Genomic DNA, 14,270 nt, shown 5'->3' with positions numbered 1-14,270 from the left:
CTAACCGGACAGGGCACGGAGATTAAGTCTTGGCAGCCCATTGACCGCATGTCAGTGTTCTTCTCGTCGCCAGGCACACCGGGTGCCGGTCGGTCGAACAAGGAGGAGTCCACATGGCGTTGGACCCGCAGAAGCGCGCGGAATTCGTGAACGCTTACACCCGCGCTCTGATCAATGCCTGGTCGAGCGAGGAGTACGCGGAGCGACTGGGCACGGACTCGCGTGCCGCTCTCGCCGAGGCCGGCCTCGAGCTTCCGGCGGACGCCGAGATCGTCATCGTCCGTGAGCTGCCCGAGGGCAAGCAGGACGGCAACCTCGACGTGCAGGTGGAGTTCTGGGAGATCGGTCTGGCGACCGGTCGCTACGAGTTCCACATCCCGGAGACCCCGATGGTCGACACCGCCGAGCTGAGCGAGGGCGACCTCTCCGACGTCGCCGCCGGCGGCACGTACTGCTGCTGCCCCTGCTGCTGCTGCACCTGATTCCTGCAGCTGCACCCGCAGGAATTCCTACTCCACCGGGAGCGTAGAAAAGTGGTTCAAGCCGCTGGGGATGTCCATCCCGTTCAGGTACGCGGTCTGCACAAGCAATACGGTGACGCATTCGCCGTGCAGAACCTTGATCTGGAAATTCACCAGGGAGAGGTATTCGCCCTGCTCGGGCCGAACGGCGCGGGCAAGACGACTACCGTCGAAATCCTGGAGGGGATACGGCAGAGAACCAGCGGCGAGGTGCGGGTCCTCGGCTGTGATCCGGCCGAGGACCGCCGCACCTGGCGGTCCAGGATCGGTGTCGTACCGCAGGCCACCGGCGCGTACACCGATCTGACCGTGAAGGAAGTGGTGGAGCATTTCGCGGCGTTCTATCCGGCGCCGCTGCCGGTCGGCCAGATCATCGACATGGTCGGACTCGGTGCTCACGAACGGAAACAGACGACGGCATTGTCGGGCGGCCAGCAGCGCCGGCTCGATGTGGCCGTGGGGGTCGTCGGCGACCCCGAACTGATCTTCCTCGACGAGCCGACCACGGGGCTCGACCCGGTGGCCCGCCGCGAGGCGTGGGAACTGGTCCGGTACTTCGCCGACCGCGGCCGGACCACCGTTCTCACGACGCACTATCTGGACGAGGCGGAGGCGCTCGCGCAACGGGCGGCCGTCATCGTCGACGGGCGCGTCGCCCAGCTGGGCACCATGTCCGAACTCGGCGGCCGCGCGCACACGCCCGCCACCGTCTCCTTCCGGCTCACCGCCGCACTCTCTCGGCGCGGCCTGCCGGCTCTGCCGCCCGACGCGCTGCTGGAGTCCGACGGAATGCCCGGCGGAGCCGAGGAGATGGGCGTCGTCACCGTACTCACCCATGAACCGACCCAGTTGATGGCGGTGCTGCTGGCCTGGGCGCGGGATGCGGGGGTCACCGAGCTGCCGGAGCTGAGTGTGCACCGGCCGACGCTGGAAGAGACCTACCTCCGGCTGATCCGTGAACACCGCGAGAACCGGGCCATCGAGGAGACGTCATGTCCGTGACGGACCATCAGCAGACTGTCCGTACGGGCGGATCCGTACGCGCGAAGAGAGAGCCGGGGGGCGGTGCGCTGCCGGGCTGGTGGCGCGCGAGCGTGGCCCGTTCCCGTGTCGAGCTTCGGGCCTTCTTCCGCAACAAGCAGTCGCTGATCTTCACGCTGCTCTTCCCCGTCCTGATGCTCGTCGTCTTCGGATCGATCTTCGACGGCAAGGTCGAGGGGACCGACACCGATCTCAAGCAGCTCTTCATCGCGGGCATCATCGCGGCAGGTGTGATGAGCACCGCCTTCTCCGGCCTTGCGATCAATGTGGCGATCGAGCGGGACACCGGCACGGTGCGCCGCCTCGCGATGACGCCCATGCCCAAGTCGGCCTACTTCACCGGCAAGTTGGTACGGGTCGTGGTGACGACGCTGCTGGAGACCGCGCTGCTGCTGATCCTGGCGGTGGCGCTGTTCGCGCTGCCGCTGCCCAGCAGCCCCGAGCGCTGGCTCACCCTCGCCTGGGTGCTGACCCTGGGCACGGTCGCATGCACCCTGCTCGCCTTCGCGTACAGCGCGGCCATTCCCAACAGCCGGTCGGCCGCCGCGATCGTCACACCGGTCTTCATGGTCATGCAGTTCATCTCGGGAGTGTTCTTCCCCTTCGGCCAGCTGCCGCAGTGGATGCAGACCACGGCCGCGTTCTTCCCGCTCAAGTGGATGGCGCAGGGCTTCCGTTCGGTCTTTCTGCCCGACTCCTTCGCCGCCGTCGAGCCCGCCGGGAACTGGGAACTGGGCGCTATCGCCCTCGTGCTCGGGCTGTGGTCGGTGGCCGGGCTCGCGCTGACCGCCTGGACCTTCCGCTGGCGCGGACCACGCGTCCGCTGACGACAGGAGTCACCATGGCGACGGCTCTCGTACGACTGCCGGGACATCTGGCCCACCCCTTCTCGCCCGCCGGGCGCGCCGATCCGTATCCGGCCTACCGATGGCTCCGTGAGAACGACCCGGTGCATTTCGACCCCGCGTCCCGGATGTGGCTGCTCACCTCGCACGCCGACTGCTCGGCCGCGCTCCGCGACGACGGCCTCTCCGCCGCGCAGGGCCAGCGGGAGCGCGCCCGCGACGACGACCTTCCGCCGTCGATGCTCACCACCGACGCACCCGACCACCAGCGGCTGCGTGCCCCCGGCACGCTGCTGCTGGGGCCCGCCGCCATCCGGTCCGTCGCGGACCGGATCGCGGCGGAGGCCGATGCGCTGCTGGACCGGGCGCCCCGGGTGCTCGACGCCACCTCCGGTATCGGAGTGCCGCTGGCCACCGCCGTCTTCGCGGCTCTCTTCGGGCTGCCCGACGCCGAGCGGCCGCGCTTCGAGCTGCTCGCGCGCGCCGCGTCCGTCAACCTCGACCCAATGGCCGGGCCCGAGGCTGCGGCGGCAGGCCGGCGCGCGATGGGCGAGCTGACCCGTTATCTGGACGCGCACGCCCGCGAGTTGACGGTACGGGGGGACACCTCCCCGCTCGCCGTGTTCGCCTCCGACGAGAGGCTGTCCCGGGCCGAGATGCTCGGCGTCCTCGGGCTGGCCGTGGTGGGTGGCTGGCAGCCGCTCGCCGAAGCGGTCGGGAACGGGCTCGCCTGGCTGCTGCCCCGGCCCGAGGTGATGGCCCGTCTGCATACGGGAGGCGACGAGCTTGCCCGCAGCGCCATGGACGAACTGCTGCGGCTCGAAGCCCCCATCCCCTTCACCGCGCGGGTCGCCACCCGTCAGGTCCGGCTGCCCGGCGGAACGATTCCCGCGGGCGCGCGTGTGCTGTCCGTGCTCGCTGCCGCCAATCGCGACGCCGCCGTCTTCGCCCGGCCCGACGAGCTGGTGCCCGACCGCTCCCCCAACCCCCATCTCGCCTTCGGCGCGGGCCCGCACTTCTGCCTGGCCGCCCAGCTCGTACGGCAGACGGGCGCCGTACTGCTGGCGCGGCTGGCCGGGCGGTTCCCCGGGGCGCGGGCGCTCACCGACGCGCCCGACTGGGACGGCGGTCGGCTGATTCCCCGCCGGCTGCGCGCCTTCCCCCTCAGCCTGTACGGAACGGAGTGACCCGGATGGGTACCGACGTCGTTGTGATCGGCGCGGGAATCAGCGGACTGGCCTGTGCGACACGGCTGCACGAGGCGGGCCTGCGGGTGACCGTGCTGGAGGCCCGCGAACGGGTCGGCGGCCGCATCCGCACCCACCGGCCGGCCGACGGCGGCCCACCGGTGGAGCTGGGCGCGCAGGTCGTCCACGGCGAGCACAACCCGGTGCACGCGCTGATGGGCCCGGAGCTGATGGAGGCGGTGCCGCGCGCCGTCACCGCCCGCGTGGTCAGCGAGGGCGCCGCACATCCCATGGCGGTTCTGGCCCGTCCCGGCCGCAGGGCGCCCTGGGTCCTTGAGGGGCAGCTGCACGCCGCGTACGCGCAGGGCCTCGCCGGGGACGGTGTGTCGGTGGGCGCGTGGCTCCGCGCCCAGCGCGTGGCAGGTTCCGAAGGACGCGCAGCCGAGGAGTGGTTCCGGCAGAACTGGGCTGCCGAACCTGACGAGTTGAGCGCGGCGGGAGTCGCGGCGGCCCGGCGCGGGGACGCGGTGGGCCAGGGCGAGTTCGCGGTGTCCGGCGGGTTCGGGCTGCTGCCCGGCCGCCTTGCGGCTGCGCTCCCGGATGTACGGCGCTCCAGTCCGGTGCTCGGGCTCGAGTGGTCGCCGGGCCGGGTGACGGTCCGTACTCACGAGGGCGTGATCCGGGCGGGCGCGGTGGTGATCACCGTGCCGCCTTCGGTGGTTGCGGCGGGGGCCACGGCCTTCGACGAGCTGCCGGCGTACAAACATGCGGCGGCCCGCGAACTGCGGGCGGGCGACGGCATCTGCGCGGTGATCTCGCTGTCGCGGCCCGCTCCCGAGACGGCGGTGGTACTCGACACGGACGGCTCGGCGGGCTTCGTACGGACGGCGGCCGGGCGCCCTGAGGTCCTGGTGGTGGCCAAGGCGGCGGCCGCCGGGCCGGTGCGCTCCGCCGTACAGCACGACGGCGATCCCCGTGCCCTGCTCGCCCCAGCACTCCCCTGGGTGCGGGACGCCGCGGTGACCGCCGTCACGGTGGCCGACTGGGGCTCCGACCCCTGGTCGCGCGGTGCCTTCACCGCGCCCCGCGCGGGAGCCGGCGATGCCGTCTCGAAGTGGGCCGAACCGCTCGGCGGGACGCTGTTCTTCGCGGGCGAGGCAACGGTGTGCGGTGAGCAACTCCCCTGGGTCCAGGGCGCGATGGCGTCCGGACGGCGCGCGGCGCGGGAGCTGCTGGGCAAAGAAACAGCTAAGGACGTGGCGTGATGACCGTGCATTCCGGGTGGTACCTGCTGGCCTTCCGGTCCGAACTGGACACCGACGTCACACCGTTGGCGATCGGTCCGCGGCGGCTTGTCGCCGTGCGGGACGGCGAGGACCTGATACGGGTCTTCGACGGGTCCTGCCCGCACCGCGGGGCACATCTGGGGTACGGCGGAAAGCTCGACGGGGGCTGCCTCGTCTGCCCCTTCCACGGAAAGCGGATCGCGCTGGGCGACACCTCCAAGCGCTGGTCGGTCGGGGAACATCCGGTGCTCGTCGCCGGGGACGCCGTCTTCGTACGGCTCTCGCGGGAGGACGCCGACGACCGCGGGTTCGAGGCGCGGATGCGGGAGTGGGCGCGGACCCATCCGGTGGTTCAGGCGGTCGCACAGCCCGTCTCGGCGGATTCGGCACTGGTCGTCGAGAACGCCTTCGACGCCGACCACTTCACCGCCCTGCACAAGGTGCCCAAGGTGCGCGGTATGACCGTCTCGCACGGCGACAGCGGTGAGCTGGTCATCGACGGGGACTTTCTGATGCAGACCTCGCCGTGGCAGGACGCCCGGGCCAAGGAGAAGGTGCGCTGGGATTCGGTACGGACCGGGGTCGTCCGGTGGGACTACGTGCCGCGGTTCCATGCGCGTGCCTTCAGCCCCGGCGTCGTCGTCACCGAGTTCGGGCCTGCCGGGCGGGAGCACGTCATCATCACCGGTGCCGTGCCGAACGCCGACGGCAGCGGTAGTACGGCCCGTGTGGCGATCGGGGTACGGCCGGGCCAGGAGGGCGAGTTGCCGATGCTCATCACGGGCAGCGAACGCGCGCTCGCCGAGGACGCCGTCATCTGGGACCACCTCGACCCGGACCATGTGCCCCGCTACGACCCCGGTGACGCCCCGGTGGTCGCGTACCGGGCCTTCTGCCAGGGCTTCCGGGACCTCTCCCGTCCCGAGCCGTCACCCGCCACGACACCCGCGGCGTCATGAGCGGCGGCACCCGGCCCGCCGTGCTGTGGCTGCACGGCTACACCATGGACTCCACCACCTGGGAACCGCTCTGGGAGCTGCTTCCCGGTTTCCGCCACATCGGGGTGGACCTGCCGGGACACGGCACGGCCGAGCCCATCCCCGCCGGGCTGACGCTGCCCGCGCTCGCCGCCCGGATCGCCGATCGCGCCCGCGCGGAGGGCACTGAACGCATGGTCGCGCTCTCGTACGGCTCCTCCGTGGCCCTCCAGATCGCCGTGGACCACCCGGATGTGACGGAACGTCTGGTGCTGGCCGCACCGACCCTCGCGGGCGCCCCGCCCGAGCCGCACGCGCGACGGCGCTATCAGCAACTCGCGATGGCCAAGAGGATCACGGGCCCCGGCGAACAGCTGGCCGACCTGTGGATGGCCTCGCCGCCCGACATCTTCAACGGCACGGAACGCCATCCGCGGCTGCGCGCCGCACTGCGCGAGGTGATCCGCAAGCACAGCTGGGCCGAGCTGGACGACGGCAGCATGAACGCGCTCACCGCTCACCACCACTCCCGTGAGGACCTGCGCCGCATCCGGGCCCGTACCCTCGTCGTCATCGGCGACGAGGACATGCCCACGTTCAGGCGGAACGCGCGGTGGCTGGCCGAGGATGTCGCGGAGTGCGAGGTTCTTTCGCTGCCGGAGACCGGGCATCTGCCGCTGCTGGAACGGCCGGAGGCGGTCGCGGGCGCGCTCGCCCGCCACCTCGCGTGAGCGGACGTACGGAAGCGGGGCCGGGTGACACTCACCCGGCCCCGCTTCCGTATGCGCGCGATCAGCTCACTCAGCCGTCCATCCCCACCATCCGCGCGGGCAGCTCCCCAGGCGCCCCCAGGAACGACCGCCCCGGGCCGTGCGCGGCACAGAAGCGGTCGACCATCAGCGCGAAGCCCGGGTTGACCGAGGCCTCCTGCTCGGCGAGCGCGTTCACCTCGGCCGCCGGCTCGGTGCGCAGCCCCGGCGTGCGGGAGAGCAGGAACATCCCGCCCTGCGTGTAGCCGCGGTCGAGCCAGCTCTGCCAGTGCGCCGCCCGGTCGGCCTCCTGCCCGGCGAAGTACGCCGTCGCGCGCGGGCGCGGCCCGGCGGGCGCCTCGGGTCCGGGGCGCAGCGCGATCCGGCGGCCGTCGATGTAGGCGACGCCGAGTCCCTTGCGTACACAGAAGGTCAGCGCCTCCGCGGCGGTGTCGACGATCGGTTCGCCCTTGTCGTTGAGCGAGGTGTTGCACAGCAGTGCCACACCGGTGACCTCGCGGAAGGCGTCGATCGCGCGGTACAGCCGCGGGTTGGCCTGCGCGGTGAGGCACTGGTGGCGGGCCGAGCCGTCCAGGTGCAGCACGGCCGGAACACGGTCGCGTGCGTCGGCGGGTACCTGGACCGTCTCCAGCATGTACGGCGAAGGACGGGAGCCCTCGAACCAGTCCCCGGCATGGTCGGCGAGGACGATCGGCGCGACCGGGCGCCACCACTGCCGCTGTTTGAGGTCGTTCAGCCGGTCCTTGACCTTCGCCGAGCGCGGGTCGCCGAGCAGGCTGCGGTGGCCGAGCGCACGCGGACCGATCTCGGCGGCGCCGTCCACCCACGCGATCACCCCGTCCGTCACGTCCTGGACGAAGGCCTCGGGCGTGAACTCCTCCACGGACTCGATCCACGGCTCGAATTCGGCGATCGCCCGGTCCGTGTCGCGCAGCGGATTCCCGTAGTAGGCGGAGTCGACTCGCAGTTCAGCGCCGTCCAGCAGGCCCGTGGTGTGCAGGGCGAGCAGGCCGAGACCGAGCGCCTGACCGGAGTCGTTGGCGCTCGGCGGGGTGAGCAGGGACCGGAAGCCGAAGTGGTCCATGAGGAGTGAATTGGTGGGGCAGTTGAGGGCGAAGCCGCCGCTGGTGGCGAGATGGCAGTCCTCGGGACGTACGTCTCCGAGCGCGAGCAGCCGCTCCACATTGCGGATCGCGACCAGTTCGCAGCAGCGCTGCACGATCTTCATGACCGCGCTCTGCAGGTTCTCCTCGGCGCTGAACTCCGGGTCGGGCGCGCCGCCCGCGAGCTGCCGCCGGGCCTCGGCGACCGCGCCGCGCACCAGGCGGTGGGCCACCTGCCAGGGCGCGGTCCGCCCGCCGTAGAGACGCACGGACGCGGCCGCCTTCTCCGTGTCGTACGCGATCTCGGTACGGCAGGCGGTGGCCAGCGCCATGAGGGTGCCGGGCTCCTTGCCGAAGAGCGTTTCGGCGGCGGTGTAGAGCGGGCCTGGCGACTCGACGGGCAGATAGCTCACCTCCCCCCGCCGGGACAGGCAGCCCGCGTACCAGAACTCCTTGGTCTGCTCGTCCTGTACGTGGTCGGGAGCACCGTCCACGGCCAGGCCGATGACGGTCCCCTCGCGGAAGACCCGGGTGTCGCGCAGCAGCCCGCTGAACAGATGGCCGAGGCTGTGCACCGGAAAGTCCCCGGCGCCCGGCGGCACCGGGATCGGGCGATGACCGGGAAGCCCCGGGGTCCCCCAGGAGGCGCGGATGTCGGCGAGGCCGAGCCCTTCGGCGGCCAGCAGGTCCGACAGCAGCGCGCGTGCCCTCTCCGGGGTGTACAGCGGCCAGAAGTGGTGCTTCTGGCCGCTGATCCGCTCCAGCTCCCACAGCCGTACGAGCTCGACGGTGCGGCCCGTGCGGCGCCAGAGTGCGAGGTTCTGGTCGTGTCGGGGGGAGAGCACGGACAGCTCTCCGGGCGGCGTCAGATAGGCGGAGAGGTAGTGCTCTGCCGTCATGTTTGTTCCTCCTCGGCTGTGGATGGGCTCAGTCGGATCTCGTGGCGCCCGGACGGTCGCAGCGGCGTACGTCGACGACGTTGCCCGGGCTCACGGGCATCCGGGCGGCCCACTCCAACGCCGCTTCCTCGGAGTCGAGTTCGAGGATCCACAGACCGCCGACCTCGGGGCGGCCGTCCTGGGCACGTTCACCTTTGGCGGCGACGTCGGGGCGGGCGAGCTTGGCCCCGTACCGGATCACGACCCCGGCCTCGTGCAGTTCGCGGCCGTACCGCAGGTTCGCTTCGAAGCGTTCGCGGCGCTCGGACTCCGGCATGTCGTCCCATGCCTTCTCCTCGCCGCAGACGAGCAGGGCGAATTCCACGGGTGGCCTCCTGGAGGTGAGAACGGTCAGGACAGGGGGATCAGGAGATCTGACGGCGGGCGAGGCGGGCGAAGAGTCCCTCGTGGTCGGCGAGCAGTTCCTCGTACCGGCCCTGCTGGACGATGCGTCCCTGGTCCATGACGACGATGCGGTCCGCGCCCGCGACGGTGGACAGCCGGTGGGCGATGACGACACGGGTGGCGTTGAGCCGGCGGGTGGACTCGGTGACGCGCTTCTGCGTGGGGTTGTCGAGGGCACTGGTTGCCTCGTCGAAGAAGACGATGCGGGGGCGGGCGACGAGCGCGCGGGCGATCATCAGGCGCTGCCGCTGGCCTCCGGAGAGGGTGTTGGTGCCCTCGGAGAGCACCGTGTTCATGCCCATGGGCATGGCCTGGATGTCGGCGGCGACACCGGCCATCTCGGCGGCTGCCCAGGCGTCGTCGATGGTGTGGCTGCTGCTGCCGATGATGTTTGCCTTGATGTCCCCGGCGAGCAGCGAGCCGCTCTGCAGGACAACGCCGCACTGGCGGCGTACGGCGGAGACCTCCAGCTCTGCGAGGTCCTGGCCGTCGTACAGCACCGTGCCCGCGGCGGGTTGTTCGAAGCCGAGGAGCAGCCGCAGCACGGTGGACTTGCCGCTGCCGGAGGGGCCGACGAGGGCGACGAACTCGCCCGGCTCGACCTTCAGGGTCACGTCCTGCAGGGCCAGCGGCCCGTCCTGGCCGTAGCGGAAGGAGACATGGCTGAGGGCGAGACGTCCGGAGAGATCGCCGGGGTCCGCCTTGCCGGTGTCGTCCTCGGGTTCGGCCTCCAGGATCGGGCGGAGCTTCTCCAGCATGGGCACGACGCCCATCGCGGTGATGGCGGCCGCGGTGAACTGGAGGCTGGAGGCGAGCAGCAGGTTGAACGCGGCGAAGAAGGAGAGGAACGCCGCGACCGGCACCTCGCCGTGCATCGGTCCGGCGATGACGGCGAACAGCACCACCGAACACAGCAGGGGGAAAACGGCGTTGAAGGTGGTGACGGCGTTCTGGATGCGCCGGGAGGCGGCGCCGAGGCTGCGGCCCCTGGCGAGTTCGGCCGCCCACACTCCGAACACCCGGTCCTCGGCGGCCGCGACGCGCAGCTTCGGTACCGCGGACAGGAGCTGGAAGACCTTGGACGACATCTCCTGCTCGTGCGTGTACAGCTTGCGCTGCCAGCGGACCTCCCGGCGTCCGGCGACGAGGGCGAAGACGGCGCCGCCGAGGACGAGTCCGGTGGCGATCAGGGCGAGGCGGACGTCGTAGAAATAGACGAGGACCAGATTGGCGGAGCCGGTGAGCAGACCGAGCGCGGCCGTGGTCAGCATTCCGGAGAGCATTTCCTGGGCCGCGCTGACGCCGAGGACGGTGGTGCCGAGTTCACCGGTGGAATAGCGGGTGAAGAACGGCGCGGGGAGGGAGAGCAGCCGCGTCCAGACGCCGACCTGCATGGCGGACGCGGAGCGGCTCTCGACCCGCAGTACGGCGATGTTCTGTACGACGGAGATGGCGGCGACGACCAGGGCCGAGCCGATCACCACCAGCGAGCCCTGGATGATCAGGTCGCGCTGGGCGCGGGCGACGAAGGTACCGAGAACAGTGCCGGTCATGATGGGCACGAGCAGCCCGACGAGGGCCACGACAGCGGCCGTACAGGCGAACATCCACAGGTCGCGGCGGTTGCCGTGCATACCGAAGCGGAGGAGCCCGCCGAGGGTACGGACGGTGTCGGGGAGCGGGCGGTACAGGACGGTGCCCTTGTTGCGGAGCTCGGCGGCGAGAGCCGGGGTGACGGGGGTGACGCGGCCGGCTTCGACCATCACGTACCGGCCGCCGATGGGGAGCAGGGCGACAGGCAGGTCGCCGACCTTGCGGTGCCCGACGAGCGGGCCCAGGTCCTGTCGCCACCAGCGCCCTTCGAGGCGGACGCCGCGGATGCGGACCCCGGAGGCCAGGGCGATGGCCTGGAGTTCACCGAGACCCCGCTCGTGGCCGAGGCCGGCGACCGGTGCGTGGACGGTGAAGCCCTGGTGGGAGGCGACCAGCCGGGCGGCCGCGAGGGACGGCGGGTCGGCGGCGACATCGGCGAGCCGGATCCGGGCCTCCGTGTCGTGCAGTACGGCGTCGAATCCGGTGGCCGCGGCCTTCAGCGTTCCCGCATCACGTTCCTGACGATCCGCCAGAAGCTGGCGCTCCTGGGTCCGTTGGCGCTCCATGCGGCGGTCGACCGCGTACAGCAGCCGCGCCGCATGGGTGACCAGCCGGCCCCACAGCAAGCCCTCGTCGAGGAGTTCGCGCAGTCCGCGGGTGCGGACCCGGGCATCGGTCTGGGCGACCAGCCAGTCCCGGCCCGTAAGACAGACGTCCGCCCCCGCGGAGAGCCGGCCGGGCAGGCCCTCACCGAGCTCGACAGTGCCTTGCTCGACCTCGACCCAGCGGACGCCGTCGACCGAGCGGGCCGCCGCTCCGGCCTCGACGACCGTCGGCCCGTCGACGGCCAGCGGCACGAACTCGCGGGGCGGGAGGGTGTCGCGCAACGCCTGGGAGACGGCGACGATGCCCTCCTCCAGCCCCTGCAGGAACTGCCGCACCGCGGCCCGGTAGGCGCTCTCGTCCTGGGCACGGAGCGCCGAGAGACCCTGCAGCCGGGCGATGGTGAGATACGAGAGCCGGGCACCCGGGAGCGGACGGCCGACGATGCCGTGGCGCGGCCCCGGCGGCGAGCCGACGAGCAGCGCGCCGGGCTCCAGACGGCACAGGAAGTTCCAGCGGCCGGTGGGCGCACCGTCCTTGAGGCGTACGGCGAACAGGTCCACTCCCCCGGACTCGACGAGCAGTACGCGGCGCAGATCGTCGAGGACGATGAAACGGTCGGCGTGCGCGGGGTCGGGTTCGGCCGGGGTGGCGGCCTCGGTGAAGAACTCCGAGAAGGCCGAGCCGTCCCCCGCGGGGACGGGGCCGGTGGCGGCGACTTCGGGGCCGGCGGTCACAGTTCGTCCTCTTCTTCCCGGCGGCTGGAGGCGATGAGGGCGGCGTACTGGCCGTCCAGGGCGATGAGATCGTCATGGCTGCCGCGCTCGGCGATCCGGCCTTCGTGCAGCACGATGATCTCGTCGGCGTCGCGCACGGTGGAGAGCCGGTGCGCGATGGTCAGACAGGCGCAGCCGCGGCGGCGCAGGTTGTCCATGATGATCCGCTCGGTCTCCGGGTCGAGGGCGCTGGTTGCCTCGTCGAGGATGAGCAGGGTGGGCTGGGCGGCGAGGGCGCGGGCGAGTTCGAGGCGTTGGCGCTGGCCGCCGCTGAAGTTGCGTCCGCTCTCCCAGACTGGCGAGTGGATACCGCCGGGGCGGGTCATGACGGTGTCGAAGACGGCGGCGTCGTGCAGGGCCGCGATGACGGCCTCGTCGGTGATGTCCTCGTTCCAGAGGGTGAGGTTGTCGCGGACGGTGCCTTCGAAGAGCGAGATGTCCTGGTCGACGTAGGCGACGGAGGCGGCCAGTACCGTACGGGAGACCTCGCCGCGCGGCGTGCCGTCCAGCAGGATGGAGCCCGACCAGGGCGTGTAGAGGCCGGTGAGGAGCCTGCCCAGGGTGGACTTTCCGCTTCCGGAGCCGCCGACGACGGCGACCCTTCGGCCCGGGACCACGGAGAGGCTGAGGTCCTCGATGACGGGCTCGGACAGCGGGCTGTAGCCGAAGGTGACGTTCTCCAGGGCGAGATGGCCGTCGAGCCGGGTGCGGATCTCCCCGGCGGGCACCTCGAACAGCGGGTCCGCCGGGAACTTCTCGACGTCGTACAGCCGCTTGATGTCGGCGGTGACGTCCTGGAGCCGGCTGCCGAGGTTGGTGAGCTGGGTGACGGGCCGGCTGAGTGCGGCCAGCAGCGTCTGGAAGGAGACCAGGATGCCGATGCTGATCGCGCCGTCGACGACCCGCTGGCCGCCGACGAGCAGGATGAGCCCGCTGTTGAGGGCGGCGAGCATGGGCGGCACGACCAGGAGCACGGCGGTGGGCACACCGAGCCGCTGCCGGCCGGAGACGACCTTGGCGAGGAAGCCCGCCCAGCGGCTGAAGGCGTCCGGTTCGGCACCGGTCGCCTTGACGGTCTCGATCTGGCTGAGGGTGTTGAAGGTGGTGGCGGTGAGGTTGCCCCGGTCGGCTCTGAGCGCGACGACGGCGTCCGTACGGGCCCGGGAGACCCAGCGCAGGACGACGACGTTGAGCAGGGCCATGCTGATGCCGATGACGCCGAGCAGCACGTCGTACCGGATGAGCAGGGCCGCGTAGAAGGCGACGAGTACGAGGTTGACGGCGGTCAGGGCGAGATCGCGGGAGAGGATCTCGGCGACCACGTCGTTGCCGGAGACGCGTTTGGCCACCTCGGCCGGCCTGCGCTGCATGAAGAAGTCGACGGGCAGCCGCAGCAGATGGCGGAAGAAACGGGCCGAGGAGACCAGGCCCATCCGGATTTCCAGACGCAGCAGATAGTGCTGCTGCACGGAGGTCAGGATGAGCGTGGCCAGGGCGGTGAGAAGCATCGCGACGAGCAGCGGCACCAGGTAGCCGCCGGCCGGTCCGCCCGAGAGCACCCGGTCGATGAAGACCCGGGTGAAGGCCGGGGCTGCGATGCCCGGGACGACGAGCAGGGCGCTGGCCATCAGCACCAGCGGCAGGGCGCGTCCCGACGGCAGGCGCCGGGCGAGCAGCGCGGCGCCGACGCGGGTGGGCGTGCCGCCCCGCTCGAAGTCCGGGCCCGGCTGGAAGGAGAGGACGATGCCGGTGAAGCCGGCGTCGAACTCGTCCCAGTCCATCAACCGGGGCCCCGCGGCGGGGTCGTTGACGGCGACGACGGTCCTGCCGAAGCGCGTCCGTACCCCTTCCACCACCATGAAGTGCTGGAAGGCCCAGAAGATGATGACGGGCCCGGTCAGCTCGCGCAGACTGTCGGCCTCGGTCTGGTACCCCTTGGCGGTGAGGCCGTACTGGCGGGCGGCGGCGAGGAGCGTGGACGCCTTGGCACCGTCGCGGGACACGCCGCAGACACCGCGCAGCTCTTCGAGCGGTACGTGCAGGCCGTAGTGGCCGAGGATCATACCGAGCGACGCTGCGCCGCACTCGACCGACTCCATCTGCATGACGGTCGGCACGGGGTGGCGCCAGCGGCGGGGGCGGTGTCGCTGCCCCCGCCCGGTGGGTCCCGAGGGTCCTGGCTGCTGCGGGTCGGCGGCGGGCGGGGCGGTGAGGGTCTGCGTCAT

Annotated in this window: 11 protein-coding genes; 7 read left to right on the top strand and 4 right to left on the bottom strand. The window is 71.5% G+C overall.

Annotated elements, in window-relative coordinates; all coding sequences use genetic code 11:
- Window positions 1-113 precede the first annotated feature (113 nt).
- From ABZS64_RS14690 to ABZS64_RS14660, 7 genes are all read left to right on the top strand, one after another.
- Complete coding sequence (locus ABZS64_RS14690; protein ID WP_355828277.1) at window positions 114-482, top strand: hypothetical protein; 369 nt, start codon at window positions 114-116, stop codon at window positions 480-482.
- Between the two features lie 126 nt (window positions 483-608).
- Window positions 609-1,523, top strand: a complete 915-nt coding sequence (locus ABZS64_RS14685; protein ID WP_355828274.1) for an ABC transporter ATP-binding protein — start codon at window positions 609-611, stop codon at window positions 1,521-1,523.
- Entirely contained in the window at window positions 1,514-2,389 is an 876-nt protein-coding gene (locus tag ABZS64_RS14680; protein WP_355828271.1) for an ABC transporter permease, read from the top strand. The genes ABZS64_RS14685 and ABZS64_RS14680 overlap by 10 nt, the downstream gene beginning before the upstream one ends.
- Window positions 2,390-2,403: 14 nt before the next feature.
- The gene (locus ABZS64_RS14675; RefSeq protein ID WP_355828268.1) at window positions 2,404-3,594 is read left to right on the top strand and encodes a cytochrome P450; all 1,191 of its coding nucleotides are present in this window, start codon (window positions 2,404-2,406) and stop codon (window positions 3,592-3,594) included.
- Between the two features lie 5 nt (window positions 3,595-3,599).
- Complete coding sequence (locus ABZS64_RS14670) at window positions 3,600-4,859, top strand: NAD(P)/FAD-dependent oxidoreductase (RefSeq protein ID WP_355828265.1); 1,260 nt, start codon at window positions 3,600-3,602, stop codon at window positions 4,857-4,859.
- Window positions 4,859-5,839: a Rieske 2Fe-2S domain-containing protein gene (locus ABZS64_RS14665; protein WP_355828263.1), complete on the top strand. Its 981-nt coding sequence runs from the start codon at window positions 4,859-4,861 to the stop codon at window positions 5,837-5,839. The genes ABZS64_RS14670 and ABZS64_RS14665 overlap by 1 nt, the downstream gene beginning before the upstream one ends.
- The gene (locus ABZS64_RS14660; protein WP_355828260.1) at window positions 5,836-6,588 is read left to right on the top strand and encodes an alpha/beta hydrolase; all 753 of its coding nucleotides are present in this window, start codon (window positions 5,836-5,838) and stop codon (window positions 6,586-6,588) included. Before ABZS64_RS14665 ends, ABZS64_RS14660 begins: the two co-directional genes overlap by 4 nt.
- 70 nt (window positions 6,589-6,658) lie before the next feature.
- Here the strand turns inward: ABZS64_RS14660 and ABZS64_RS14655 are convergent, their stop codons facing one another.
- The 4 genes from ABZS64_RS14655 to ABZS64_RS14640 are packed head-to-tail and all read right to left on the bottom strand — an operon-like array spanning window position 6,659 to window position 14,270.
- Window positions 6,659-8,629 carry a carbamoyltransferase C-terminal domain-containing protein gene (locus ABZS64_RS14655; RefSeq protein WP_355828257.1) on the bottom strand — a complete coding sequence of 657 codons (1,971 nt, stop codon included), beginning with the start codon at window positions 8,627-8,629 and terminating at the stop codon, window positions 6,659-6,661.
- Between the two features lie 28 nt (window positions 8,630-8,657).
- Entirely contained in the window at window positions 8,658-8,993 is a 336-nt protein-coding gene (locus ABZS64_RS14650; protein ID WP_355828254.1) for a YciI family protein, read from the bottom strand.
- Window positions 8,994-9,033: 40 nt separating this feature from the next.
- The gene (locus ABZS64_RS14645; protein WP_355828252.1) at window positions 9,034-12,006 is read right to left on the bottom strand and encodes an NHLP bacteriocin export ABC transporter permease/ATPase subunit; all 2,973 of its coding nucleotides are present in this window, start codon (window positions 12,004-12,006) and stop codon (window positions 9,034-9,036) included.
- Window positions 12,003-14,270 (bottom strand): NHLP family bacteriocin export ABC transporter peptidase/permease/ATPase subunit, encoded by a 2,268-nt coding sequence (locus ABZS64_RS14640; RefSeq protein WP_355828249.1) that lies wholly within the window; start codon window positions 14,268-14,270, stop codon window positions 12,003-12,005. The genes ABZS64_RS14645 and ABZS64_RS14640 overlap by 4 nt, the downstream gene beginning before the upstream one ends.

The sequence above is a fragment of the Streptomyces sp. NPDC005408 genome, from assembly GCF_040606445.1.
Classification (GTDB): domain Bacteria; phylum Actinomycetota; class Actinomycetes; order Streptomycetales; family Streptomycetaceae; genus Streptomyces.
This window is presented reverse-complemented; position numbering and strand designations above follow the sequence as displayed.